Source organism: Alkanindiges illinoisensis DSM 15370 (assembly GCF_000619845.1).
GTDB lineage: Bacteria > Pseudomonadota > Gammaproteobacteria > Pseudomonadales > Moraxellaceae > Alkanindiges > Alkanindiges illinoisensis.
Genome location: NZ_JHUX01000003.1, coordinates 466,152 through 492,670, shown reverse-complemented (window position 1 = coordinate 492,670; position 26,519 = coordinate 466,152). Strand labels below are relative to the sequence as shown.

Genomic DNA, 26,519 nt, shown 5'->3' with positions numbered 1-26,519 from the left:
TTGCTAAATGAATAATGCGATTGTAAAAAGCCTGGCGTCTAGCTTTTTTAGGACTGCATTGCGCTTTTTTAAATTACATAAATTTCTGTACTAACCCAGGTTTTTAGCCAAGATTAACGATTAACAGCTTATTTAGCGACAGCCTAACTCTCTATTACGGTTTAATTGATTCATGAGCCATTCAGTAATGCATCTTAGCCCACCTGTTGATTATCGCAGTCTGGTTGATCACATGCTAACGGCCATTATGCAGGTATCGCCCAATCTTGAAATTGAGTATTTGAATTCTGCCTGTGAAGCATTACTGGACATTAGCCGTACCCGCGCGATTGGCATGCCGCTGTTGTCGATTCTAACCGAACAGGATGAAAGCTTTGACACCAAAGCGGCCATTTTACGCACCCTGCACACCGGTCAGCCCTATACCCGCCGTGAAGCCATCCTGACGATTGGCCTCAAAGACAAGGCCGTGGATTATTCCGTATCGCTGATTATTGATGACCGGATTGGTGCGATTGCCCACCAGCATTTATTGATTGAAATTCAACCGATTGACCGTTTGCTACGTATTAACCGCGATGAGCATCTGGCCCAGCAGCATCAGATTGCCCGCCAGCTGGTGCGTGGGGTTGCGCATGAAATCAAGAATCCTTTGGGCGGTATTCGCGGGGCAACCCAGTTACTGGCACGCAGCCTGCCCGACGGCAGTGTCAGCGAATTTACCGAGATTATTATTAGTGAAGTGGATCGCCTGCGTACGCTGGCCGATACCATGCTGGGTTCACGGCATTTGCCTTCCCTGCAAAAGGTCAATATCCATGAGCCGCTGGAACGGGTACGTAGCCTGATTTTAAGCCAGACTAAAAATACCGTGCAGGTGATTCGTGACTATGATCTTTCCCTGCCGGAAGTCAATGCTGACCGCGACCAGATGATTCAGGTGATGCTAAATATCTGTGTGAATGCCGTGCAGGCAATTAGTGAAAATCCGGAAATTTTTAGCGAGCGGGACCCTAAAATTGTGCTGCGTACCCGTATCCAGCGTATGTTTAACATCAATGGGGTGCTGCATCGTAGTGTGATCCGCGTTGACCTGGAAGACAACGGCCCCGGTATTCCGGCCGATATTGTTGAATCGGTTTTTTATCCGATGGTGACAGGCCGTGCCAGTGGTACCGGGCTTGGCTTGAGTATTGCACAGAATATTGTGCATCAGCATGGTGGAATGATTGAGTGCCAGTCTGAACCCGGCTGTACCATTTTTAGTTTGTTTTTGCCTTGGGAATAATTGGAGATAGTCAACATGTCGCATGAAGCCATTTGGGTGATTGATGATGATCGTGCCATGCGATGGGTACTTGAAAAGACCTTTAAAGAAGAAGGCTTTAATGTCACCAGCTTTGAAGAAGGCCAGACTGCGCTGGATCGTCTGGAAAAAGAACAGCCCGATGTGATCCTGACCGATATTCGCATGCCCGGCATCGATGGCCTGACATTTTTATCCCGGGTAAAAGCCTCTCATCCTGATCTGCCTGTGATTATCATGACTGCACATTCAGACCTTGAATCTGCGGTGTCCAGTTACCAGACCGGGGCATTTGAATACCTGCCCAAGCCTTTTGATATTGATGAAGCCCTGACACTGGTCAGCCGTGCTATCCAGCATGCCGCCAAATTGCAACAGCAGGATACCGGACGTATTGCTCCCCTAAAGACGGTTGACATTATTGGTGAATCGCCTGCCATGCAGGAAGTTTTCCGGGCTATTGGCCGTTTGTCGCAATCGCATATTACGGTGCTAATTAATGGTGAATCCGGTACGGGCAAGGAACTGGTTGCCCATGCGTTGCATCGTCATTCACCACGCAGCGCCAAGCCATTTATTGCCCTAAACATGGCTGCCATTCCCAAAGACCTGATTGAAACCGAATTATTTGGCCATGAAAAAGGGGCGTTTACCGGCGCAAATACCCAGCGTCAGGGTCGGTTTGAGCAATCCAATGGCGGCACACTGTTTCTGGATGAAATTGGTGACATGCCATTTGAAACCCAGACCCGCCTGCTGCGTGTCTTGGCAGATGGCGAATTTTATCGGGTGGGTGGTCATACGCCAGTCAAGGTTGATGTACGCATTATTGCGGCAACCCATCAGGATCTGGAAAAATTGGTGGCGTCTGGCAAGTTCCGCGAAGACTTATACCATCGCTTAAATGTGATTCGGATTCATATTCCCAAGTTGCGCGACCGCAGTGAAGACATTCCCATGCTGGCTGGTCATTTTCTGGCCCGTGCTGGCCGCGAACTGTCGGTAGACCCAAAAATCCTGCGCAAGGAAACCATTACCTACATGCAGCAACTGCCATGGCCCGGCAATGTGCGCCAGTTGGAGAACACCTGCCGCTGGCTGACTGTTATGGTGACTGGCCGTGAAATTTTTCCGGAAGACCTGCCTGCAGAGCTGCGTCAATTACATCAACAAGAACACGATCAACTATTGATCAGTCCAAGCAATGACAAAGCTGTGGCAAATACGCATGCGGCAATCAGTCCTGATCAGTGGGATGGCCTGCTGCGTCAATGGGCCAAGCAAAAACTGCTGGCTGGGGAACAGCAACTGTTGGAAACTGCTTTACCGCTATTTGAGCGCACCATGATTGATGCCGCGCTGGATTATAGCCATGGTCGCAAGCGGCATGCAGCAGAATTGCTGGGTTGGGGACGTAATACCCTCACCCGCAAACTTAAGGAGCTGGGCATCAGTAGCACTGACGATGACGAGCTCTAGCAGCCGTCATCTTTTTTCTGCACAGCCACCAGTTATCCAAAACCGATGAGATATGTTTGGTTTTAGGCCAGTCTACTCATATAATGAGCGACATCAGAGATTTGGCTATTTTAAAAAATACCAGAGCTTGCTGAAGGAGCTCAAAAACCATGATAAAACTAAAGTGGAATAATCGATTTTTGGCGGTACTCATTACGCTTATTGTTCTTTTTGTGGCGGTTGTCGGCTGGATTATCGTGCGTGAAAACACAGTAACCTCGTCAGCCTCTTATGTGTCGCACTCCCCTATTAATCATGTTTTTAATAAGGTGCAGCCGCCAGCCACGCCCGTTTATGCACCCTCACGCGCACCTGATTCTGCCAGGCAAATGTACGCACACATGCAGAACACCAGTGCAGCCCATCCATTAAGCTCTGAATCCAGTGCTGACCAGAACTATAATATGGGCTATGAATGGGCCAATGAACAAAAAATTAGCACGCCCGAACAATGCAGAATGCTAAGTACTGAATATTTAAGCGGTTGTCATGCCTATCTTGAAGTTAAAAATTACGTTAACCAGACTGATGTCAATCCCAATACGCCACGCTATTAAGCGTTTGATATTACTATTAACTTTAAAGCAAAACAGCAGTTGCCATACAGGCAGAATTTAGTCGGGCAATTTGCATGTTTTAACAGTGTTTTGATTGCATCTGTAACACTGCTCACGCATTATCGCCTTTAATTTTATATATCATTTTTTATTTTTTCGACGCATGAATTTATCACGTGGTTTTACCTTCATCAGCATGGTGCTGGTTATTATTATTCTGGCTGCATTCGTTGGTCTGGGCATTTATACCGTAAGGCTTGACTATATTGTACGTAGCAAATTTGAAGGCAAGCGCTGGGAAATTCCTGCCAAGGTATTTGCACGGCCCCTTGAGCTGTTTAACGGTGCACTGGTAACCCCGGATAACCTGAAACAGGAACTCAAACTGCTCAATTATAAAAAAGCTGATAACTATGAATCACCGGGGACTTATGTTGATAAAGGCAGCATGGTCTATGTACATACCCGGGGCTTTGATTTTGGCGATTCCACCGAGCCGGAACAGGTACTTGAAGTTACCACAGATGGCCAGCAGGTCACTGATGTCCGCAGTACCCAGCAAAATGGCACCGGCATCGCCCGTCTGGAACCCATTCTGGTAGGTGGTATCTATCCGCGCCACAATGAAGACCGCGTACTGATTCAGCTTGGCAAAGTTCCCCAGCCTTTAATTGATGCCCTGATTGCCACGGAAGACCGCAAGTTTTATAGCCATCACGGTGTGTCTATTCGCGGGATTGCGCGCGCCATGGTGAGTAACATGACTGGCGGCCCGCGGCAGGGTGGCTCTACCCTAACCCAGCAATTGGTAAAGAATTTTTATTTAAGCCCTGAGCGCACCTTAAAGCGCAAGGCCAATGAAGCCCTGATGGCATTGCTGGTAGAACTGCACTACAACAAAAATGACATTCTGGAAGCTTACTTAAATGAAGTGAATCTGGGACAAAATGGCAATCATTCCATTAACGGTTTTGGACTGGCAGCCCAGTTTTATTTTGGCCAGCCCTTAAATGAGCTGAAGTTACCGCAAATGGCATTTCTGGTGGGTCTGGTAAAAGGGCCAAGCTTGTACAATCCGTGGCGCAATCCTGCGCTGGCGCTGGAACGCCGTAACGTGGTCCTGCACAACATGCTAATTACAGGCAGAATTGATCAGCAGCAATATGACGATGCCATAAAAACCAAACTCAATGTAATTAAAAAGCCAACCGTTGGCCAGAGCCTGTTCCCGGACTTTCTGGATGTAGTACGCCGCCAGCTTAAAGAAGAATATCAGGAAGTGGACCTGACCAGTGAAGGCCTGCGCATTTTTACTACTCTTGATCCCATTGTACAGACCTCAGCCAACAGGGCGTTTGACGCCACGCTCAAACAACTCATCAAGCGCAACCCAAAACGGCTGGAAGGCTTGCAGGGTGCGGTTACTGTTGCCAATCCTGAAAATGGTGAAATTCTGGCTGTGGTGGGTGGTTCAGGCATGTTCACCGGCTTTAACCGTGCGCTGGATGCCAAGCGCCAGGTGGGTTCGCTGTTAAAGCCAGTGGTGTACTTTAATGCATTGGAATCGCAGCGTTATAGCTTGAATAGTCCCATTAGTGATGCGCCAGTCAGCATTACCGGCATGGGTATGAAAGACTGGAAACCCAAAAACTATGATGGGCAAAGTCATGGAACAGTACCCTTAGTATATGCACTAGCGCACTCCTATAATCTGGCTACTGTGCGTCTGGGCTGGGAAATGGGCATTCCCAGCTTTATTAATACCCTGCATACTTTGGGTATTGATGATGACATTAAACCTTATCCATCCATTCTGCTGGGTGCAGTCAACCTGTCGCCCATGCAGGTATTGGGCATGTATCAGGTTTATGCCGCCAATGGCTTTCGCTATGCCCCCCGCTCCATTCGTAGCGTGGTGGATGCCAAGGGTAATCCCCTACAGCGTTATGGCCTGAATGTGCGCCAGAGTCTGGATCCGGGTGGCGTTTACCTGCTTAACTATGCACTACAGCAGGTGATGCGTAGCGGTACAGGTGCCAGTGCTTACGCCACGCTACCCTCTAATTTAAATCTTGCAGGTAAAAGTGGCACCACCAACGACGCGCGTGATTCATGGTTTGCAGGTTACAGTGGCAATTATGTGGCAGTGGTCTGGCTGGGGCATGATGACAATCGACCTATCGGCCTGACAGGTTCCAGTGGTGCCTTACCAGTATGGATCAATGTGATGAAACAGCTTAATCTGGCACCCGTTGAGCCAATACAGCCCACCACGGTGCAGTGGCAATGGATTGATCAGGCCAGTGGTAACCTGTCTGCACAGGAATGTCCCGGTGCTGTTTATATTCCCATGCTGGCGTCTACAGTGCCTAATCAGGCTACGTCCTGTGGCATGCTCCATATCTATGGTTCACAGGAAGCACCCTATGGCGAAACTGAACTGGATGAAAATGGCCAGCCGGTTTACCAGCAATATGCCCGCCGTGTACCGGAGCCTGCCGACACAGGCGAAGCCAGCATCAATCTGGAATTACCGCCAGACCCTGATACTGGCAAGCCGCCAGTGGTACGCCGTTTCTGGTCCAGTGAATAATTGATTGAGGCAATACCCATGACAATGAACATAACGACAACATCTGTAGGGTCTAAAACTGCACTTAAACCGGCTTTACTGGTTTTGTTACCTTTAATGGGTATTAGCCTGCTCACAGGTTGTCAAAGCATGACCGGGGTAAAGAAATCCTCAAGCCCCTATCTGGACATTGAAGAAAAAACCCGGCCAGTTGTGACTGCACCGGCCACTCCTGCCAAAGTTCAGGAAAATGGTGCCAAGCGTACACCATTGCCTGAATATACAGAGCCTTCCATTCAAAGCCAGCGCCTGCCATCGGCTATGCCAGTACCACGTCCGGTACAGCCCAAAGTTGTACTCCGTGACGGCAGCAATATTCCTGCGTTTAGTAGACTTATGGCGCAGGCGCAACAACAGATTCAGGCCAATCAGCTTAATGCTGCTGAGCAGACCCTGATTCAGGCACAACGCATGGCACCGCAATCAGCAGCAGTGTATGCCCGCCTTAGTGAAGTTGCATTGAAGAAACGGCAAGGTGGCAATGCTGAAGCCATGGCCCGTAAAGGCCTGATGCTCACCAGCAATCCGCGTCAGCAGCATGCATTCTGGCAATTGATTCTGGCTTCCGCAGAACTGCAAAATAATGCCGCGCTGGCCAGTCAGGCCCGTAGTCAAATCCAGAAGCTGGCCAGCCAGTTTTAAAGCCACTTCTTTTAAAAATACTTCAATGCATTATGGTTTAATGAATCAGGTTTTCATTAGGCAGACTTTAATCAACTCATCTGGCTTAAGGTGATCCTAACTGCTAATCATTTGATTCAAGCCTGATTTCATTTATTTAAGACTGATAAAACGCACGAATACCTGCCACACCAAATCCACCAGCCTGATGCACCTGAGCCAGATCATCAGGTGCAGTCCCGCCCAGCGCATACACGGGTACATTACATTGTTCACAAAGCTGCTGCCATGCTGCCCAGCCTAAACCAGCCTGTCCGGCATGTGTGCTGGTAGTATGTACAGGACTTAATAAGATGGCATCCATTGCCAATGTATTGGCTTGATGAATGGATGCGGCATCATGGCAAGCTGCAAAGTAAAGCCATGATGATGGCAACTGCACCTTGTCATTCAACTGCATCAGATCACGCTGGCTCAAATGCACGCCTATTATGACTGTCTCCAGTTCAGGCCACACTGGCTTTAATGTTTTAACTTGTGAATACATGGCAATCAGTTTTAGGTCTGGTCGCTGACTGGACAATGTCTTAATAGCGTGCTGGTACAGGCTGGCATCCAGCTGTTTATGGCGCACATATAACCATGCCTGTTGTGGTGTGTGTTGACTATGCCAGTCCAGCCATTGATCTACAGTTTGCTGATGATCTTGAGACTGTGTAATCACATACTGGTCTGGTAACAATACCATGCGCAAAATGGGCGCATTGGCATCCGGAAACTGATACTGGCCAAGCTCATGCTTATTGATCCAGCGAATTGCCTGATTCTGTTGCCCACAAGGCTCACCCTCAAATTCAGTCACCTTAAAAATATGCAGGCATACAGTTTTTTCAGGATAATTAAAATATAACTGCTGCGCACGGATTGCTTTTTTGACCTGAATATTAATTTCCTCAAGCAGTTCACGTGTCAAGGCTTGCAGCGGCGTTTCACTGGCTTCCACCTTACCGCCTGGAAATTCATAGCGGTTGCCTTGGTGCAAACTGGCATCACGCCAGCAAATCAGCACCTGATCAGATTGCACAATAACGCCCACAGCAACATGCACAACTTTTGAATGATGAGGATTTAAACCGGAACTCAATGGCGCATACTCTGGCAAAATAGCAATTATGCCTTGCCTTGTTTACTGGTTACAAAAAAATATTCAGTTGCCCATACAAATGATTGACAGTTTTATTTGATAATGATTATCATTAATTAAACCAGCGCACGGAGACGAAACCGTCATGAACGCCCCATTCCAGATGTTTAACAATAATACTGCCCAGACCTTGCCTATGCTGCATTCACATAATCTGTTTGCCATGGGTCGTGAAATCCGTATCCTGCATGAAGGTGAAGAATACCGTTTACGCTTGACCCGCAATAACCGGCTTATTTTAACTAAATAGTTATTGTCGGTTTTCAAAACAATTATTTTATAAAAATAGTTTCATATCGCCCTGTTATCAGCCATTTGCAGGGCTATGTTTTAATCTATGCAGTACTGACGGGCTGTAGCAACATGACTGTTACGGTTTAGTCATTGGGTATTAAAAGTTTTTTTGGTTATGATCACCCTATGCCAAAAAAGATATTATTAACCATGCCAAAAACTTCAACCATTTCAGCCCTAGCGGGCCTTATTTTTGTTGCGTCCAGTATAACGCTGTCAGGCTGTCAGGTGGTTAAAGTCAAGCAACAGTCACTATCGGTGTCGCTGAGTAATGAACGCGATAGCATTTTGGTACGCTCGCGTCTAAGCGAGGCTACGCTTAGTGTGCTGGCCAGTACCGGACAGGATGCTGAAGAATGCACCAATGATCCCGAAGCCTGCCTGACCAAGTTGCGCAAGGTTCCTCAAGTGGTTGATGAGCAATATTTATCTGTAGGCAGTGAGCTGTATCTGGCCAAGGTCAACCAGCTTAAGGACACGCCGGAATGCCGCTCGCCCTTTGAGCCCGAACCGTTTAGCACGCAGTTAAGTGGTCTTGGCAATAAAATTGTTCGTCCGCTTAATACCTCAGCCAATGTTGATTTAAAGCCTTATTATAACTGCCTGTCTATCCAGCAGGGGTTGCTGGCCAGCAGTTTGCGCCATGCCTATGCCTACCTGTTTTATACCGAGCGCGAACCGGGCCAGCGCCTGTTTGATAACCGGCAGGTTCAGGTACGGGATTTTTATAATCAGGCGCTGGTTAATCTGGTCACATTGGTCAATCAAACCAATAAAAATTACCGGTTTACCAATAACCGGCCATTCCAGCTGGGTGACAATACCTTTTATTTTTATCCTTACTTAAGTCAGGATAAAACCCTGCCCGCCTCAACTGAACTGGTGTCCGCCTACGACCTGAATTTTAGGGGTTTGCAGTCTATTAACCGGCGTGATGGCTTTGGTACGGAATTTGTCAGTATTCTGCCAGAAAGTGCTGAAGAACCAGTCAAGCCAGTAGATACCTATAGCGTAAAGCAGGCAGTTAATAAAAACACTGATGGTGGGCAAGGCAAAGCACAGGCTAAAAATAATATTCATCAGGCCCGTTACCTGCCTGTTACGATGGTCGCTCAGCCGCGTGGCAATAACATTAAGGAAATCCTGCAAAGCCATGCCTTTGATGTGCAGATTTATAACCCTTATCAGTATGAAAAGATTGAGGTTGACCAGAAATCTTATCCATTGGCTGCCAATTTTTCAGCACCCTACGGGCTATGGCTGGCGCGCACTGATCTGGCCGCAACGGCTTACCGGAGCTTGCTGGGCCGTGAAGAACACCTGATTGCCCCGCATCTTTACATGCTGGAGCCTTATAATCCCAACAAGCGTGTCATTATCATGGTACATGGGCTGGCCAGTAGCCCTGAAGCCTGGATCCGGCTGACCCATGATGCATTGGGTGATACGATTTTGCGGGAACATTATCAGGTGTGGCAGGTTTTTTATTCTACCAATATGCCCATTCTGGAAAACCGCTACCAGATTCATGGCCTGATTGAAAATGCCTTTAAGCAGGTTGATCCACAAGGTAAGGCGACTGCCAGTCAGGATGCAGTGCTGATTGGACATAGCATGGGTGCGGTAATTGCGCGGCTGCTCATGAGCAATGATAACTTTCAGGATAAAGCCCTGACCGATATCAATTCACAAGTACGCCAGAAGTTAATGTCCATTCCAGCAGTACAGCAGCGCTTTAGCATGCAGGCGCTGCCGGAAGTTGGCCGTATGGTCTTACTGTCTGCCCCGTTACGCGGTACTGATTATGCCGATCGCTGGTTTACCCGTGCTGTCCGCAAGATAATCCGCTTACCCAAATCATTTGTGGAGTCGATTGTTACCGGTTCGCAAACTGCCAATATTGATCAGCAGCTACTGGAAACCATTCATAATATTTCGCTTACCAAAGTACAAAATGGCCCAAGTGACCTAAGCAAAAAATCCGACTTCACCAAACTTACGCAAGACGCGCACATTATTGCAGGCTTACCTTATCACTCCATCATTGGCAATGATAAAGGCAACGTGCCCAAGTCTGAAATGAGCGACGGCATTGTGTCTTACAGCAGTGCTCACCTGGATGGCGCTGTATCGGAAAAGATTATAGAAGGCGGCCATTCCATTCAGGAAACGCCACAGGCGATTTTGGAGCTACGCCGGATTTTACGCCTGCATCTTGAGCAACTGGGCGATGTCTCACCCAATCCATCCAAGGCAGAAGAACCGGCAACCTAGTGCGGTTTTTGCCTTCCATTGGGTAATTCAGGCCAATCGATCTGGCAATTATGCCGGAAAGCCTGACTAATGATTAAGCCTTGCATGTGCTAGCGTTACCTAGCCTTATTTTTTTGCAGGGTCCAACAAAAATTAAATATTTATCGTGGTTTAATCATATAATGATTATGTAGTTACGCTTAGTAAAAAAATAAGTTGAGGTAATGAATGGATTTGCGGGTTTTTGATAATTTTGAAAATGCTGGTCAGGCTGTACTTGGTTTCCTGCATGAACGGCTGGGCTTTAACCTGTGGATGATCACCCGTACCGAAGGCGAGGACTGGATTGTCCTGCAAGCGGAAGATCATGGCTATGGCATCAAACCCGGCCAGGTCTTTCGCTGGGCAGATTCATTTTGCTGCCACATGGTTCAGGGGCTAACCCCGCGTATGGCCCCCTGCTCTGACCAAGTAAGCCTGTATGCCTCAGCACCGATTGCCCAGCAAGTCAATATCAAAGCCTATATTGGCTATCCACTACTTAATGAACACGGTGAACTGTTTGGTACGCTGTGTGCCATTGATCCCCAACCGATGCCTGAATCACTCCTGCAGGAAGAACACCTGATCGAACTGCTGGGCGGCCTGCTTAGCCTTACCCTACAAAAAGAACTCAAGCTGGCTGAACATAGCCGCTATCTGGAACGGTTACAGGCTGAATCCTGCACCGACGAGCTGACCCAAGTGTATAACGAACGGGGCTGGGAAAAACTGCTACAGGCCGAGGAAGAACGCAGCCGACGCTATGGTCATTATTGTGCGATTTACATTCTTGACCTGAATGGCTTTAAGGAAATTAATACTATTTATGGTCGGGCTACAGGTGATGCCATGCTTCAGCGCACCGCGCAAACCCTTAGGAATAATACAGGTAAAAACGACATTATCGCCCGTATTGGTGCTGATGAATTTGCTATTTTGAAAATTAATCTGGATAAAAAACAGGCCGATCTGTTTGGTCAGCACCTGCTGGAAGTATTGCAGCGGGTTAATGTAGACGTAGCCATGGGCTGCGCATTACGACATCCGGGAACTACATTAAAGCTGGTACAGGCACAAGCCGCCACCTTAATGCAATTTAACCAGCAGACTAAAACCCAGCATTAAAGTTAAGCTATCAGGTTTTAACATCAATCCCATCAGATTAACCCTTACAGGAATGGGTTAAAAGACCAGCCTTTTTCTATTAAAGCCACCATGATCAATAGTGCTACCATAAAAACGCCATAGCATAAAATAGTAGCTTTCCAATAAACCTCATTGCCTTTGTCGCATCTATAGCAAGTCGCATAATTCCCGCGTAAGGAATGATGACAATGTTGGCAAGTGGGGTTATAAATGTGAAATATTCTCATCTGATAGCCAGCTGAATTAAAGGTAATAGAACAAATGAAATAACCAATTTCTATAAAATACTACACAATTAGTACATTTAAATTACAAAAATAAAATAAATTTATGAATTTTTATGCTGTTTTCTTTAGTAAATATGAATTGTGCTTATAAGCACCAGAAATTAAGCATAAGAGATAATTTTTAAAATAAAGTACATTCCTAATCCTTCAATAAATGCTGGTGCAAACAACATCACACTTTTTAAATTATTTTAGAGCATCAATAACGTATGATCTGAATAAGTTGCTTTGCAATAGCCTGATGGTACTGATCCAGGGATAAATACAGAGGTACTAAATTTTGCAGCACAAGGTTACACGGATTTGTTTCATAAGGCTGATCAGATAGCAGGGCAATTAATCTAGTTAGCTGATCACGAAATGCTTTACTGATGGCCTGATACTGGTCGAGTAACTGATCAAACTGTTTGTCGTCTATAAACAGCTTAATTTTTTGCAACTCCTTATTAAAGCAAATTGTTTTTTCATAATAATTGTCCAGACACTTCATCAAGGTAGCTGGCACTGGCTTTTCAGAAGTCTGGCAGGTTTTCTGAATCCGCTCTATATATGCATTTAATTCATCCAGTTGATTCCAGACCTGCAATACAACAGGTTTTAAAGGGGCATAATGCTGTTGGAGGCGCCAGCTTTTTAAAGCCTTTAATACAATAATTACTCCGGCCACAATAGCAGCCCATAAACTGATCAGGATTAGCTGCCCAGCCATTTCCAGCTTAATTGTAGAAAGATTAATAAACTGACTATAAATAGCCATGCCACTAGCAGTTAAAATACTTAGCAGAGCACAGTAAAGAGCCGGCATGGAAATATTGCTATATTTAAAATCCTGCCAATACTTAAGCCTAAAAAAATCAGGCAATTTCAAGGTATTAGTATTTAAACCTTGATATGTTTGCGTGAAAATATTTCTACCTATCTTCCCTGTTTCAGGCAATGCCTGTTGTTTTTGATAGAAATAAGTTGCAGAAGATAACAGTATGGCCTTATCTGAACTTACTCTAAAATTCTTATTACCTGAGATTCCATGATTAATCATCATTGCAATCCTACTGAACTTGTCCTGATTTGATCATATCGATTATTTAAAGAAAGTCTGCTGCTTCTATGATGACAACAGTTGTGTTTTATAGCAGTCTGAACAGGAGAAATATTAAAAAAATGTCTTTTCGTTATTCGAGGTGATGCTTTTATAGTGTTTTTAAAGACTTTAGATAGCAAAAATTATTATCTAATCTAACTGTATAAAAAATATTTAAATCATCTATTAACCTAAGTATCGAGAATGAATAAGTAACTTCATAATATTAATATATTAAAAATTTTTTAAAATAATGAAAGCCAAAAGACAAATTAAAAGTAATAGGGTACAAACAAAAAAGATTAGCGCCCAGCTTTTTTCATCAGCAAACCTGCAATGCTCACATTGGGAAGCACTATGTGGTAATACCGTATGGCAAGATTTGCATTTTTTAAACGCTTGACTCATTTTTTTGGCCTAGTGCTTATAACGATTTAGGGATTAGTCATGAGAAAATTATGGCAAATGTAAAACTGTTTTTCAGAGTTTCACATAAATTATTACCATTATAGACAGAACGGTATATCTTAATTTTAACAGTGACTTTATTTATTGAGCCTGATAAATAGCCTAAAAATAATCCAGTCTTTCAATAAATACGGTTGTGGTTAAATCAGTTTAATAATAATTAATCTAAAGCTTTTGCCTGCTCATATAAACGTATGGTTAAAGGCAAATGATTTATACTGTCAATAGTTTTAAAGTGACCTAACTCTTCAGCATTGTTCTGAATTAAGTCAGCCAGCTCTTCAAGCGTTTCCTGAGCCGCTTTTAACTGTTTTTGCATTTCCACCAGACGAAGCTCATTATTGATAAGCAAGTCACTTTGCTCAAGGCTGGCAATATCGCTTTCCAGTGTTTTAATCAGGGTTTCAGTGCGGAAAAAATTCTCGGCAAGACCTTGTGTGCCACTATGCTGAGAATTTTGTACTGAAGCAACATTGATAATTTCTGTCATGCGAGCCAGTTGCTCATCTGTAATATGCTCGGCTTTTAAGTTGGCCAGATCCTGTATTAGTGCATTAATTCTGGCTTGTTTGGTACTTTGATCAGTCATTATTTTCTAAATAATATTAAAAATATGGTTCCTTTATAAAAAATTAAACGGTAAACAAAAAGTCATATTGTTAAGTATTTCTGTTAGTTTTAAAAATTTTCAGCAATAAATTTTATATTTATTTAATTATAAAACAGTAGCTTATGTTAATATATTAATGAAGCAGAATAAGACTGCTGTAATCTGAAAATTCCAGAATATACGCAATTTCGGTAATGCTGTAACTGACATTCTATTTTTACTAATGATCCTAGTAGTTTCTTATAAGCCTGTAAGACTTTAGCCAGCATAAATAATATTACAGGAACAACACGCAGCTTTACCACGCCACCTCAAAACAGGAATATCTTTTAGCCGTAAGCGATTTATGATGGTTAAACATATGTGTCAGGAGATTTTTTATGACCTTAGAGCATGCCATTGATGCAGAGGTTACAGATTCCGACTTTATCACCAATAATTCCCTGGTGGTCGTACTTACAGGTGCCTCCAGTGGCATTGGTAAAGCAACTGCCTTGCAACTCGCCCAGCATGGCGCAACCCTGGTTTTGGCTTCGCGGCGCTCTGAACTGATTGACGAGCTGGCTGGTCAATGTGGTAATGCCATTGCAGTAACAACCGATGTCAGCAAGCCAGAGGATATGCAGCAACTGGCTCAGGCCGCCATTGCACGCTTTGGCAAGATTGATGTATGGATTAACAATGCCGGGATTGGCGCTGCCGGACGTTTTGAGGAAGTGCCACTGCAGGATCATTTGCGCGTTATTGAAACCTCACTTCAGGGTGTCATTATTGGCAGCCATATCGCGCTTAACCAGTTTAAACAGCAAGGTTATGGCACGCTGATTAATGTCGGTTCTGCGGCAGGCAAAGTGCCGATGCCGTATTTTGCTTCCTATATTACTGCCAAGTTTGGTGTGGTGGGTCTTGGTGAAGCGCTATATCAGGAACTTAAAACTGAAAAAATCAAGAATATTCACGTCTGTACTGTCAATCCCTGGGTTACGGATACGCCGTGGTTTGAGCATGCCGCCAACTACACGGGTCATGTTATTCGCATGCCATTACCTGATGATCCACTCAATGTTGCCAAAGCTATTGTTGAGCTTATCGAAAATCCGCGTGAGGAAGTCCATGTTGGGCTAACCAAGGCGGAAATTCTGTCGCATCAGGTGATGCCGCAGCTTACTGAAAACCTCACCGCCCTGATGACCAGTAGCCGGATTGGTGAAGGTGCTGTGGTTTCGCCTTCATCAGGTAGCCTGCACCAGCCCATGCAGGGTACTGGCAGCATTACAGGCAATCAGCGCAAAGCCTCATCAGATAAATAAACTGGCTTAGCATCTGATGAGCTAATTTTTTATGATGCATTTATGGGCAAGACTGCCAAAACGACAGTACTGTCCTACTTTCTTGCAGATTCATAATAAAACAGCAACGAATTTATATCGTTAACTGGTGCGATCTCTTTTAGGCTAAAAGAGAGCGATTTTGCATCAGTATCGTGCACTGCAGAAAGGAATTCAAAATGAATGTACAAGCCTTTGCCAGTTTTGAAGAAGCTGGGCGTGCTGTCCTGAGATTTTTACATGAACGCTTTGGCTTTACGCTCTGGGCCATTACCCGCGTAGAAAGTAACAACCTGATCTTGTTGCAGGCAGAAGATCATGGCTATGGTTTAAAGCCTGGTCAAATTATGTGCTGGGCCAACTCGCTATGCTCACTGATGGTGGCTGGCCAAGGCCCGCGCATTGCCCCAAAAACTGATGATGTGGCCATTTATGCCCAAGCGCCCATTACCCAGCGCGTGCCGATCAAGGCCTATGTCGGACAGCCGATTGTCTGGGAAAATGGTGAACTGTTTGGTACGCTGTGTGCCCTTGATCCTATGCCCCAGCCTGACGAAATCAAACAGGAAGAAACCCTTTTTAACCTGCTCGGCAGTCTTTTAAGCCATATTCTGCAAAATGAACTCAAGCAACAGGAACAGTCACGCAAACTGGAACGCTTCAAGGCTGAAGCACTCACCGATGAGTTAACCCAGCTTTATAACCGACGTGGCTGGGAGCAGCTATTACAGGCAGAAGAAGAACGCAACCGTCGCTATGGTCACTCCTCAGCCATTTATGTGGTAGATCTGGATGGCCTTAAGGAAGTCAACGACACCTGTGGTCATCTGGCAGGCGACGAGTTAATCCGGCAGACTGCACAAATTTTGCGTCATTCTGTCCGAACAGAAGATGTGGTAGCCCGGCTGGGGGGCGATGAATTTGCCATCCTGACTATCGAAACCAGTGAAGCTGAAGCCAATGCTCTGAAGGAGCGTATACAGCAGGCACTCATCGATAACCAGATTGAAGCTTCTATTGGTGTTGCCATCCGCCTGCCTGCAACCGGCTTGAAAGAAGCTTTCCGTCTGGCTGACCAGCAGATGTATGCCCATAAACGCAGCAAGCAAAATCAAGGCTAGTCGCTATTGAGAAACAAGAAATGAGAAACAGGGATTTTGTTATCAGGCTGCATAAATTGAATGAATCGTGTTCATCAAACTACACAACCCTGCGTTTTCATTAATCACCGTAACCATTCATGCCTTCCCTGAATAATTCATAACTATTTTCGCACTTATGCTTACAGCAAGCCGTTCTACAGTATCTCTTAGAATCTGGCAGTAGCTTATATAGAAGCTGACAGTACTTATATTTATTGATGGCTTATAAATGCATTTTTTAAGGCGCTCAATGTTTAAAGCCTTTCAACAAATACTTTTAAGTCAATAAATTAACTGAAATTATCGAACAATAGCCGCTGGCCGACCGCCCAAATAATTGGGTCAATTGCACGCTATGGTGAACTCAATGCGGTAAGAGGATTAACGACATGATGCAGCCCCTCACATTAAAATGCCTAAAATGCGGCCATAGCGCAATCAATAGTACCCTGTGCAAGAATTGCCTGTCGAACAGCTATAGAACACTTGGGCTGCGCTTGTTAAAGGTTAATAGCTTCCTGCTATTATCGGTTGCCACAGTACTGCTATTTTTACGCTAATTTCCTTTTATCTTGATCCCCAGAATTTCCACAATAATTAATATTCTTAAAGCCTGAAATAAATGATTTTCAGACTTTTTATGAGGGTAATTTATTGCCTGGTGATTAGCGTCGTGGCTCTTTTCACGTCTTAAGGCTTAATCCAGCCTGCAATGCCCAGCTTTTGTGGCAGCCAATCCATTACCGCATTTAATGCGCGGTTTGTTTCAGACAGGCAACCCCGGTTATGGTTCAACACAGTCTGGCGGCCGTCTGCCTTTTTCCAGACAATCTGATAAGTCTGCTGGTCGGTAACTTGGTTTTCACACTGGGTAGTTTCAGTGCTTCCCTCAACCGGGCGATAAGGTTTTAATCGTGATTTAACCTGATTATAGGTGTCCATTCCTGTAGAAAGTGCTCGTGTCCCCTGCACAGCAGTATGCTGTTTGCCTTCAAACTCTACCCGGCCATTAGAGCGAATTGTGACTGCATACACTGGACAGGCGCCAAAACAGGGCCCTACTGTATATTGTATGGTTTCCTGATTCGCCAAATCTGCTGAATTGGCAGGTGTTATTGCAGGCGTGCTACACGCAGCCAGACTGCCCATAAGTGCAGCAATACACGACATACGGCAAAGCATAAAAGTTGTTTGCATAGCGAATAATCCTCAATTTCACAATTACTAATGGCCTAGTATGTGCAGCTAATGACTGGGCGCTATGCTTTTTTTGTGATTGCTTTTTTACCAGCGACAGAAGTCACAATTTCCTGGCGCAAGCTAACTGTATTTTTAAGAGCTATTGCGCTTTAAATAACCTGAATCTTGGGTCTATAATAGGTTTTATCGTGTTAAAAAATAGTCTTAAACAATATTTTTATGACCTAAAAAATAGCTTAAATTGTAGTGGAAACAACAAATGCAACCCTTAAACTATTTAATCTTGCTGCTGTTAATGCCGCCAATGGCGCAAGCACAAGTGATGAAATGTACTGACGCCAATGGCAATGTCACTTTTTCTGATGGCGGCTGCCGTAGTACACATAAAACGGCTACCGTGGTAATGAATGACGCCCAAAACAACTCCAGCGCAGTTAATCGATATCGCGCCCGGTCTGACTATTCCAGCAATTACTCCAACAATCATGTACAGCAGGAATATGACAGATATAACGCCCGCGAATCCTGGGATAACTATAAAACCAATTATGAAAAAGCCAGAAAATTTGCAGCAGATAGGCAACATGCCAAAGAATACGAAGACGACATCCGGCTGGCCAATGAAGCCCGTATGAGGAATATGGATAGAAACTCAAGCTATAATCCATATAGCTCAAATGCATACTCATCAAGTAGTTATTCTTCGAACCCCTACGCCTCAAACCGCAGAGCCTGCCGCTTCAGTGGTAGCCAGATGGTGTGCAACTAACAGTAAAAGCAGCAAAACTTACCTAAACTTCACACTGTTGGAATCCAGCATTCAGGTTTCATCCAGCAATAGCGGGTAAAGGGGTTTTAACTCGCCAAGCGGTGCCGGACGTGCATAATAATAACCTTGCAGCAGGTTGCAACCTTGCTGGTACAGGAATCTGGCTTGTTGCAATGTTTCGATTCCTTCTGCCACAACTTCGAGATTAAGCTGGTGCGCCAGCTGAATAATCGATTTTACAATGGCTGCATCCTGTTCATTTTCACTCAGGTTTTCAATAAAGCTGCGATCCAGCTTGATTTGATTAATCGGCAGGCGGCGCAGATAACTCAAGCTGGAATATCCCGTGCCAAAGTCGTCAATAGAAACTTGCACGCCCAAATGACGGATTGTTTTCAGGATTTCAATGGCACGGTCTGCGCCAATAATAACCATGCCTTCAGTAATTTCAATTTTGAGCAATTCAGGTGGCAACTGGCTCATGTTAAGGGCATGCTCCAGTTCCTGTAAAAACCCTGCCCTGCGAAATTGTAGTGGTGAAATATTAACTGACAGGGTCAGGTGTTTTTGATTGATCCGGTTCCATTCGGCAATATCCCGGCAGGCTTTTTTAAGCACCCATTGACCAATTGCAATAATTTGCCCGGTTCGTTCTGCCAAAGGAATAAAAACATCCGGGAAAATGTAGCCACGCTGCGGATGAAACCAGCGAATCAGTGCTTCCACACCCTTGACGATGCCGGTTGCCGGATCAACCAGAGGCTGATAAAACAGGCTAAACTGGTCTTGCTTCAATGCCTCCATTAATTCCAGCCGTAAATAGGCATAGTCGATTTCCGGGCCATGTTTTTTAATGGTTTCCTCAGACCAGTGCCAGGTATTACGTCCCTGCCGCTTGGCTTCCTTCATGGCCAGAATAGCCTGATGCAAAAGCTCAGACGACCGTTCTATTGCATGATGATTTGCTGCAATGCCAATACTGGCACTCAGGTAGATCTTGTGGCTGTCTACCTGAAAGGGCTGGGAAAAAAGCTCCAGGATTTGTTGAGCCAGCGCCATGGCATTGCTTTTGGTTATGTCGGGGTTACTATCACCATTATGGTTGCGATCAGGGCTACTGTTAGCCTGATCTGTGATCAGTAATGCAAATTCATCACCGTTAAAACGACTGAGCAAATCGCCTGGCTGCAACAATCCTTGCAGGCGATCCCCAACACATTTAATAATCTGGTCACCCATCAAATGACCCAGGCTGTCATTCATGGATTGAAAGTCATCAAGGTCGATATACAGTAATGTCAGCGACTGTGGGCTGTTATCAGGTGCAGTAAAGGCCTGCTGCAACGCGGCTTCAAAAGTTTGCCGATTGGGCAACCCTGTCAACTGGTCATGACTGTACTGGCGGGCAATATATTCCTCATGCAGGCGTTGCTGGGTAATATCTTCCTGAATTCCCAAAAAATGGGTGCAGTTACCGTCTTTATCAAACACAGGTCCCAGCATTAACCGGCTCCAGAACCAGCTACCATCCTTGCGGTAATTCTTGATGGTGACCTGAAATTCCTTTTTTGCTGTGAGCGCCTGATTGATTAATGCAATCTTGTCTAGCTCTGTATCAGGAACCTGTAAAAAGCGGCACGGCTGGCCGATCACCTCTTCTAGGGTATAACCTGTCATTTTAAGGAAGGCAGGATTCACATAGACAATTAACAATTGTTCAGAGGAATCAGTAATGATAATGCCATTAGAGCTGGCACTCACCCCGCGTTCCAGCAGCCGCAGGTTTTCCTGACTTTTGCGCCGTGAGGTAATATCACGGGCTATGCCAAACACCCCGGTGACTTTTTGATGCTGGATGATCGGTAAATTGGTCAGGTCCAGCCACAGAATTTTTCCAGAAGCATGAAAGGATGGAATTTCATAGTATTGTGCGTTGCCCTGCAAGGCTTCTTCAAATGCTGCATTGGCAAGCTGATGGTATTCAGCAGGCAAAAATTCATTAAAATGTTTGCCCAGAATTTGTTCTTCAGAAAAACCGGTAACTTTACGGCAGGCAATATTGGTGCTGACGATACGTCCCTGCGTATTAATTTCAAAGATTACATCGGGATGATAATTATAAAAAGAACTGTATTTTTCATAAATTGCCTGTTTTTGCTGGCGCTCATCATCCAGCTCAACGGCCAGTGCCACCAGTGCCGCAGCCTGCTGTAAAAGCCGGATGTGATGTTCGGTTGGTATGGTCGGGGTTCGGTAATAGGTTGCAAAGGTGCCGTAGAGATCACCTGTTGCATTAATAATAGGGATAGACCAGCAGCTCACCAGTTGTTCGACTTTAATAATATCCCTATAAGCCTGCCAGTTGGGATCATCAATCAGGTTATCACTGATGACCAGCTTGCGCAGGAATGCAGCAGCACCACAGGTACCTTGATGCGGGCCAATTTCCATGTTGTTGATTGCACTACAATACTGCTGGGAAAAATGCTGTATGCCACTCGCAAACTGTAAAGTCTGCCGTGTTTTTGAATACAGCATAATGGTAACCAGCGCATTGGGAATGCAGGTTTCCAGCCATTTGGACACGGCTTCCAGAATACGCTTGAGTTCGGTATGCTGGCCAATCAGATTAAAAATGTGATATGTGTCGTGGTCATTATAATGATTCATTACAATCCCAACCTCCCTGACTTTGCTCCATTCTAGACCGATCCCCAGACTGTTTATTATAGGAAATTAGTACTAAAAATGATGATAACCAGCAGCGCGTCCGGCTGGTTACACTGCATGTCAATCATTTCAATGCCTGAGGCGATGTTATGCTAGCCACAAAAGTCCAGCAGTGTCTACACTTCCTGAATGTTGCCCAGTTCTACAAAGTCCTGCAAAAATTTATGATGTGTCAGGTTTTGAAAATCGGAAATTGCGTCTAGACAGCAATTTCCGGCTTGTCCCTGTATTACTGGACAACGCCACCATTGCCTGCCAGTCCTGTGCTAAATATCAATAACTTTCGTTGTACTGCCGCACCCCGTTAAGTCGGGTTAAGCCAAGGCACGCTCAAAAGTGTCTATCACCTGATTGGCTTCCTGCTCATCATCAAAATCAATTTTTTCCAGTTCCCCCGTGCTGAGATGCACGTAAAGCATGCCATCGTTTACATCCATGCTCACAATATGCTGAGCATTATATTTTTTACCTTTAATCGTAATGACCATTATCTCTCTCGCTGGAAGTGATGAGGCTTAAAAGTTAAGGGTAATTTATATTGTCAACAGAAACTATGCAGATTAAACAATGAGGTATCTAACTTAACTATTCCTCAACAAACTAAAGTCTTAACTAAGTTTGGCCAAGATTGCTTAATACTTCTTATTATCTGTGAGTATTATCTAGCAGTTTATCACCTGATTGCTGCGCCGCTGGCGATACAGCAATCAACGGAAATGGGTTTGCTAGTAGCGCACGGTATAGCTTAAACCGTAAGTCCGCCCTTCGGCAGGAATGCTGGACATCAGGCCATAGGTGGAAGCAGCTTCCTGACTATAGACACTGCGATATGCAGTATTCCAGACGTTATATATCCCAAAATCAATGCGCCCGCCCAAGGCTGCCGCGTGAGCCAGTACATCCATTACTGCATAGCCCTTGATTTTAGAGGCTGGTGTTGCCCGTACTGTACTGTTGTAAGCTGCTTGCTGGGCATCGTTATAGGCGCGGTCAGAGCCTGCAACTGCCAGCATTTGTATGCGCAAGCCGTTGTCATGGTCATCATTCCATTCGCCAAACAGCGTGCCTTTGACTGGCGAAACCCGGAATGCATTCAGTTCACGCCATTCGCCTGCGGCATCCTTGAACTGACCACGGGTATAGGCCAGTGTGCCACCTGCCTTAAACTGGGTGAGTACTGGCACGCTAAAACTGGCTTCTGCGCCGTAAATGCGCTCATCGGTATCAGCAATAGTTACACTGTAATCCCGGTTAAACTGGCTGACTTTGTCCGATGTATTATAAAAGCCGGTAAGTCCCAGATTTAGGCCTGCATCGCCCTGCATGCGCCAGCCCAGCTCATAGTTATTGACCTTGATGGGTTCAATATTATCTGAGCTCACCACAAAACCCGGTTGCACATCCCGCAGCATGCGTTGTACATCCGGCAAGCTAAAGCCTTGTGAAAAATTGGCAAACACCTGTTGTGCATCGTTTAAGTCATACACTGTGCCCAGATTAAACAGGGTGGCATTGTGCTTGACCTTGCCTGCGGCCACCGCGGAGGGCTGATAAGGCACCCAGTAGGCTGCCAGCAAGTCGGCCAGCATAGCCTCATTAGTTGGAATGTATTGCTTGCTGTCACTGTCAATCTGTTCGTGGCGGATACCAGCCTGCACACTCAGTTGATCGCTCAGCGGCAACCGGGATTGCAAAAATACGCCCAGTTTATTGATGTCAACATCCGGGCCAAAGCCATAGCTCTTTCCACTGGATTGATAAGTCAGACCATTACTGGCCATAAACCTGTTCAGGTCAAAGCTTTCAGCCTGCTGCTGGTCAGTTTCCTGTTCGTAATCCACCCCATAAGTCAGCTCAAGGGTTTTATCAGCCAAATTCAGGCTTGATTGCAAGGCAGCACGCGCACCTGCTACTTCAACTTCAGACTCGGATTGCAATACGGCATAGCCCCGGGCAGCCAGCTGCTGTTTTTGTGCATCGCTTAATGGCGCGCGTGCCACATTAATAGCCGTCACAAATGGAAAAAACCGGCTTTTTTCATGTCGATAATAGGCTTCGGTGGTGAGTACTTGCCCAAGCACGTCATCATTCTGATATTGGGCATTGATGGCATAACGGCTGGTGAGTGGCTGCTGATCCAGTTGCAGGCCCTTGATGGCTTTTAGACTGGGCTGATAACCCCGTACCAGCAGGGCGGACAAATTCGGGCCATAATCCGGCGCATAGTCACTGTCCTGCTCGTCATTATAATATTGCGCGCCAAGGCTAATGCGCTGCTGGTCGTTTAAACGCAGGTTCAGGCGGCCATTGACATCAATGGTCTGGGTATCCTGACGATCGGCCTGTGCCGGTTCAGGAGCAATCCGCTCACCACGGCTATCCTGCTGTTCACCGCGCTGGGTAAAATTAACCCCTAAAAAACCATCCAGCGCACCATGGCTAAACGCTGCGGTCTGGCCGACTTCATAAGCCAGGGCATCACTGGAAAAATGGTCGCCTGCGGTAATGCCCACTTTAGTTTCAAAATTTAGCGGCTCACTCTCGGTAGCTCGGCGGGTAATGATATTAATAATACCGCCAGTTGCGCCGGCACCGTAAATACTGCTGGCACCGGATACCACTTCCACATGATCAATCAGCGCTGGGCTAATGCTGTTAAGCTGGCGTGACACATCACGCGAGCCGGTTTGCGGTACACCGTCAATCAGGATTTGTACCTGACGGCCGCGCATGGTCTGGCCATAGTTGCTCACTGTGCCACTGGATGCGCCCAAGGATGGCACCAGTTGTGCCAGGATATCAGCAAGCTTTCTGCCGGGGGTGGCCTGTTGCACAATCTCTGCCTGCGCAATGGTCTGCACGGTTCCGGCAATCTGGGCAATGCTGGTGGGGGTACGGGTGGCCGTGACCACAATCGGGCTTAACGTGCTGGTCGCCTGAGCGTTACTGGTTACCTCGGCATAAATTTGAGTGCTGATCGCCAGCGACAACAGGGACAGACTAAAATGCGTGATACGCATCCCAAAACTCCTTAAGTTTTCGTTTGATAAGTCGTCGATACCGTGGCTGGACGCATAAGCATGTGGCTAAGGATGACGCTAATAATGGAAACAACAGACAACACGGCAAACAGGTTACCGTACCCCAACGCCTTGGCTATAAAACCGGATAATGCAGCACCAAGGAAAAACACCAGTAATTCAAAACACACCAGCACGGTAAAATCAGTACCCGCCTGCTGCCTGGAGCAATGCTCCATAAAATAGGTATACAGCGCGGTCATGGCCAGATAGCGCACGGCCAGAATACTGACAACCGCTGCGGCATAGCCCCAAAAGCCAATCGTGCCAGACAGCAATGCAATTGCCACCACCATATAAATGACGCTACGCAGCCAGCCAGCACCCAGTAACCAGCGCATACTGCCCTGCCGTTTGACCAGCCAGCCAGCAGCCACCGCAGCCAGCAAACCCACTGCCGCACCCGCCACTGAAAACAATAACCCAATCTGGGTGAGTGACCATTTGGCATCCACCAGCATGGGATTGAGCATGGCCATGGCTGGTGATTCCACCAGTCGATACACCACAATTACCAGCAGCAGGCGACGAATTTCAGGCCGTGAAAACACCCGGCGCAGGCTGGGCTTGTATTTTTCCAGAAATCGGGTATCGCTGGATTCTTTTAAAAAACACACCGACAACGTGGTCATGGCAATCAGCCCTGTTAGGCTGAGCAAAGCCATCTGCCAGTTATAATTTTCATATAGCCACAGGGTTCCAGCACCCCCGAGCATACTGCCCAGCGCAATGCCAATGCTTTGCATGGTACTGGCCAGGCTATAGTGTGTGGCCGGATAAACATCAACCGCATAGCCATCAATGGCAATATCCTGCGTGGCTGCCATGGTTGAAATCCATAGGGCAGTTAGTACAAATGGCCACAAGCCATAATCAATGCGCATGACAGCCAAAGCCAGCAGACCTGCAATGACAGCCAGCTGGGTCAATACAAGCCAACTGCGTCGCCGTCCCAGTCTTGGAATAAAATAACGATCTACCAGCGGCGCCCAGAAAAACTTGAAGGCCCATGGTAAATACAGCAAGGACAGCATGCCAATCCAGCGCAAGTCCATCCCCTGCTGGCGCAAAATGGCAGGCATCGCCACATTAAAAAAATACAGCGGTAGCGCATGTGCCAGGTACAGCATGATGACCAGCAGGCTAACCTGCCGCGCATTGAACTGATTCATAGCTGTGAACTGATTCATAACTGTTCTCCGGCCCAATGCTGTGCTGTAGCCAGATCACGGTACACAAAATAAGGGCAACTCCAGGCTTTGTGCATGGCTGGTGTGTTGAGTCTGGCAAACTCGGCATCATCGCTGGCAATCCGCGCCAGACCTTTGCAGCACTGGGCAAACTGCTGCTTGTACTGTTTGTACCAGATGGCTTCAAGCTGGCGATAACCTTCCGGCAGTGATAAAGGTTCTTCCGTCCAGCTTATAACTGCAAAAGGCTGATTGCGTTCAAGATAGTTTGTTAAGGTGGCCAGCCATTGCTCAAACTGTATCTGGGTGATATTCCCCCAAAAACACATTTTTACAATGGGCCAGCCGTTTACTTCTATTGGCATAATTTAATAACTTATAGTAATAATGATAATAATTATCACTATTTTAAGCAGCCTAAAAAATTAGTCAAGTCATGCCTAGACATTAACCTGTGCTTTATAGCTGGTATTTAAGGAATTTTTAGGAAATTTGGCCAAAAAGGTATCGCGATCGCAATAATATAACGCCGCCGTTTTTTCCGGCATGGGAATAAGCCGCTGCAATTCATAGCACAGCTCTGCTACTACAGCCGCATAGGGTTTTACCGTGTGATCCGGCTCACCTACAATTTTTTTGGCATTGGAATTTTCAAAAATAAAGTAGCTCAGCATGCGAATGACTGGCCGCAAATGCCCCTTGCCAAAGGCCGAGGTTTCACCAAACAGCAAATGCCAGCCCAGATCGTCAGGATCGCCATTGTAATAACGTCCCAGACGGTCACGTTTCCCCTCATAGATTTCTGTATAGCCCACGTCCTGTCCATTGATGCCCACCAGATACAAGCGGTGATGGTCATCTGCCAGCATTTTTTCATAATAAACACTCAAGGCAACCAACGGCAGGTTCAGTTGCCACTGCGGAATCACATGCGGCTCATGCATCCAGCGGTGCAGTAATGGCATGTGTTCGGGATAGCGTACCTGCTTGAGGTAATAGGTGGTTCCTTCTTCTTCGTATTCATAATAATCGGGTAATTGCCGTGAAACGGTGGTCATGAT

General features: G+C 46.0%; 21 protein-coding genes. 11 read left to right on the top strand and 10 right to left on the bottom strand.

All coding sequences use genetic code 11. The annotated features are described in order from the left end of the window. Window positions 1-187: 187 nt before the first annotated feature. The 5 genes from glnL to Q337_RS0102535 all read left to right on the top strand — a co-directional run bounded on the left by glnL (window position 188) and on the right by Q337_RS0102535 (window position 6,655). Window positions 188-1,288: a nitrogen regulation protein NR(II) gene (gene glnL, locus Q337_RS0102555; RefSeq protein WP_026470250.1), complete on the top strand. Its 1,101-nt coding sequence runs from the start codon at window positions 188-190 to the stop codon at window positions 1,286-1,288. 15 nt (window positions 1,289-1,303) lie between these two features. After that, window positions 1,304-2,785: a nitrogen regulation protein NR(I) gene (gene glnG, locus Q337_RS0102550; RefSeq protein ID WP_026470249.1), complete on the top strand. Its 1,482-nt coding sequence runs from the start codon at window positions 1,304-1,306 to the stop codon at window positions 2,783-2,785. Between the two features lie 149 nt (window positions 2,786-2,934). Continuing rightward, window positions 2,935-3,381 carry a hypothetical protein gene (locus Q337_RS0102545; RefSeq protein ID WP_034279160.1) on the top strand — a complete coding sequence of 149 codons (447 nt, stop codon included), beginning with the start codon at window positions 2,935-2,937 and terminating at the stop codon, window positions 3,379-3,381. Between the two features lie 163 nt (window positions 3,382-3,544). Beyond that, entirely contained in the window at window positions 3,545-5,974 is a 2,430-nt protein-coding gene (gene mrcB / locus Q337_RS16500; RefSeq protein ID WP_051526501.1) for a penicillin-binding protein 1B, read from the top strand. 18 nt (window positions 5,975-5,992) lie between these two features. Next, complete coding sequence (locus tag Q337_RS0102535; protein WP_156935680.1) at window positions 5,993-6,655, top strand: tetratricopeptide repeat protein; 663 nt, start codon at window positions 5,993-5,995, stop codon at window positions 6,653-6,655. 136 nt (window positions 6,656-6,791) lie between these two features. On the opposite strand, the gene Q337_RS0102530 is transcribed toward Q337_RS0102535, so the two are convergent. Continuing rightward, window positions 6,792-7,796, bottom strand: coding sequence for a Nudix family hydrolase (locus Q337_RS0102530; protein WP_034279159.1), 1,005 nt, complete (start codon window positions 7,794-7,796; stop codon window positions 6,792-6,794). Between the two features lie 127 nt (window positions 7,797-7,923). Between Q337_RS0102530 and hemP the strand changes: the two genes are divergently transcribed. The 3 genes from hemP (at window position 7,924) to Q337_RS0102515 (ending at window position 11,552) form a co-directional block, all read left to right on the top strand. Beyond that, window positions 7,924-8,088 (top strand): hemin uptake protein HemP, encoded by a 165-nt coding sequence (gene hemP / locus Q337_RS0102525; RefSeq protein ID WP_026470245.1) that lies wholly within the window; start codon window positions 7,924-7,926, stop codon window positions 8,086-8,088. 194 nt (window positions 8,089-8,282) lie between these two features. Beyond that, window positions 8,283-10,406: a lipase family protein gene (locus Q337_RS0102520; protein WP_051526704.1), complete on the top strand. Its 2,124-nt coding sequence runs from the start codon at window positions 8,283-8,285 to the stop codon at window positions 10,404-10,406. A 207-nt stretch (window positions 10,407-10,613) separates the two neighbouring features. Next, window positions 10,614-11,552: a sensor domain-containing diguanylate cyclase gene (locus Q337_RS0102515; RefSeq protein ID WP_026470243.1), complete on the top strand. Its 939-nt coding sequence runs from the start codon at window positions 10,614-10,616 to the stop codon at window positions 11,550-11,552. 507 nt (window positions 11,553-12,059) lie between these two features. Here Q337_RS0102515 and Q337_RS0102510 read toward each other — a convergent pair. Further along, entirely contained in the window at window positions 12,060-12,902 is an 843-nt protein-coding gene (locus Q337_RS0102510; RefSeq protein WP_026470242.1) for a hypothetical protein, read from the bottom strand. A 667-nt stretch (window positions 12,903-13,569) separates the two neighbouring features. Beyond that, complete coding sequence (locus Q337_RS0102505) at window positions 13,570-13,998, bottom strand: hypothetical protein (RefSeq protein ID WP_026470241.1); 429 nt, start codon at window positions 13,996-13,998, stop codon at window positions 13,570-13,572. A gap of 401 nt (window positions 13,999-14,399) precedes the next feature. Here Q337_RS0102505 and Q337_RS0102500 point away from each other — a divergent pair, with 401 nt between their 5' ends. Both Q337_RS0102500 and Q337_RS0102495 read left to right on the top strand, forming a co-directional pair. Continuing rightward, complete coding sequence (locus Q337_RS0102500; RefSeq protein ID WP_084494684.1) at window positions 14,400-15,329, top strand: SDR family NAD(P)-dependent oxidoreductase; 930 nt, start codon at window positions 14,400-14,402, stop codon at window positions 15,327-15,329. A gap of 197 nt (window positions 15,330-15,526) precedes the next feature. After that, complete coding sequence (locus Q337_RS0102495) at window positions 15,527-16,468, top strand: GGDEF domain-containing protein (protein ID WP_026470239.1); 942 nt, start codon at window positions 15,527-15,529, stop codon at window positions 16,466-16,468. Between the two features lie 711 nt (window positions 16,469-17,179). On the opposite strand, the gene Q337_RS0102490 is transcribed toward Q337_RS0102495, so the two are convergent. Next, on the bottom strand, window positions 17,180-17,686 hold the full coding sequence (locus Q337_RS0102490; protein ID WP_051526500.1) for a DUF6438 domain-containing protein: 507 nt from the start codon (window positions 17,684-17,686) through the stop codon (window positions 17,180-17,182). 262 nt (window positions 17,687-17,948) lie between these two features. Between Q337_RS0102490 and Q337_RS0102485 the strand changes: the two genes are divergently transcribed. Further along, window positions 17,949-18,458: a DUF4124 domain-containing protein gene (locus Q337_RS0102485; protein ID WP_026470237.1), complete on the top strand. Its 510-nt coding sequence runs from the start codon at window positions 17,949-17,951 to the stop codon at window positions 18,456-18,458. Window positions 18,459-18,509: 51 nt separating this feature from the next. Here Q337_RS0102485 and Q337_RS0102480 read toward each other — a convergent pair whose 3' ends face one another. The 6 genes from Q337_RS0102480 to Q337_RS0102455 form a co-directional block, all read right to left on the bottom strand. After that, complete coding sequence (locus tag Q337_RS0102480) at window positions 18,510-21,128, bottom strand: bifunctional diguanylate cyclase/phosphodiesterase (protein ID WP_026470236.1); 2,619 nt, start codon at window positions 21,126-21,128, stop codon at window positions 18,510-18,512. Window positions 21,129-21,502: 374 nt separating this feature from the next. After that, entirely contained in the window at window positions 21,503-21,676 is a 174-nt protein-coding gene (locus Q337_RS18740) for a hypothetical protein (protein ID WP_156935679.1), read from the bottom strand. Between the two features lie 237 nt (window positions 21,677-21,913). Then, window positions 21,914-24,208: a TonB-dependent receptor gene (locus Q337_RS0102470; protein ID WP_026470235.1), complete on the bottom strand. Its 2,295-nt coding sequence runs from the start codon at window positions 24,206-24,208 to the stop codon at window positions 21,914-21,916. An 11-nt stretch (window positions 24,209-24,219) separates the two neighbouring features. Further along, window positions 24,220-25,458: an MFS transporter gene (locus Q337_RS0102465; RefSeq protein WP_026470234.1), complete on the bottom strand. Its 1,239-nt coding sequence runs from the start codon at window positions 25,456-25,458 to the stop codon at window positions 24,220-24,222. Continuing rightward, the gene (locus Q337_RS0102460) at window positions 25,455-25,823 is read right to left on the bottom strand and encodes a hypothetical protein (RefSeq protein ID WP_026470233.1); all 369 of its coding nucleotides are present in this window, start codon (window positions 25,821-25,823) and stop codon (window positions 25,455-25,457) included. Before Q337_RS0102460 ends, Q337_RS0102465 begins: the two co-directional genes overlap by 4 nt. Window positions 25,824-25,898: 75 nt before the next feature. Next, complete coding sequence (locus tag Q337_RS0102455) at window positions 25,899-26,516, bottom strand: GNAT family N-acetyltransferase (protein WP_026470232.1); 618 nt, start codon at window positions 26,514-26,516, stop codon at window positions 25,899-25,901. Window positions 26,517-26,519: the final 3 nt, after the last annotated feature.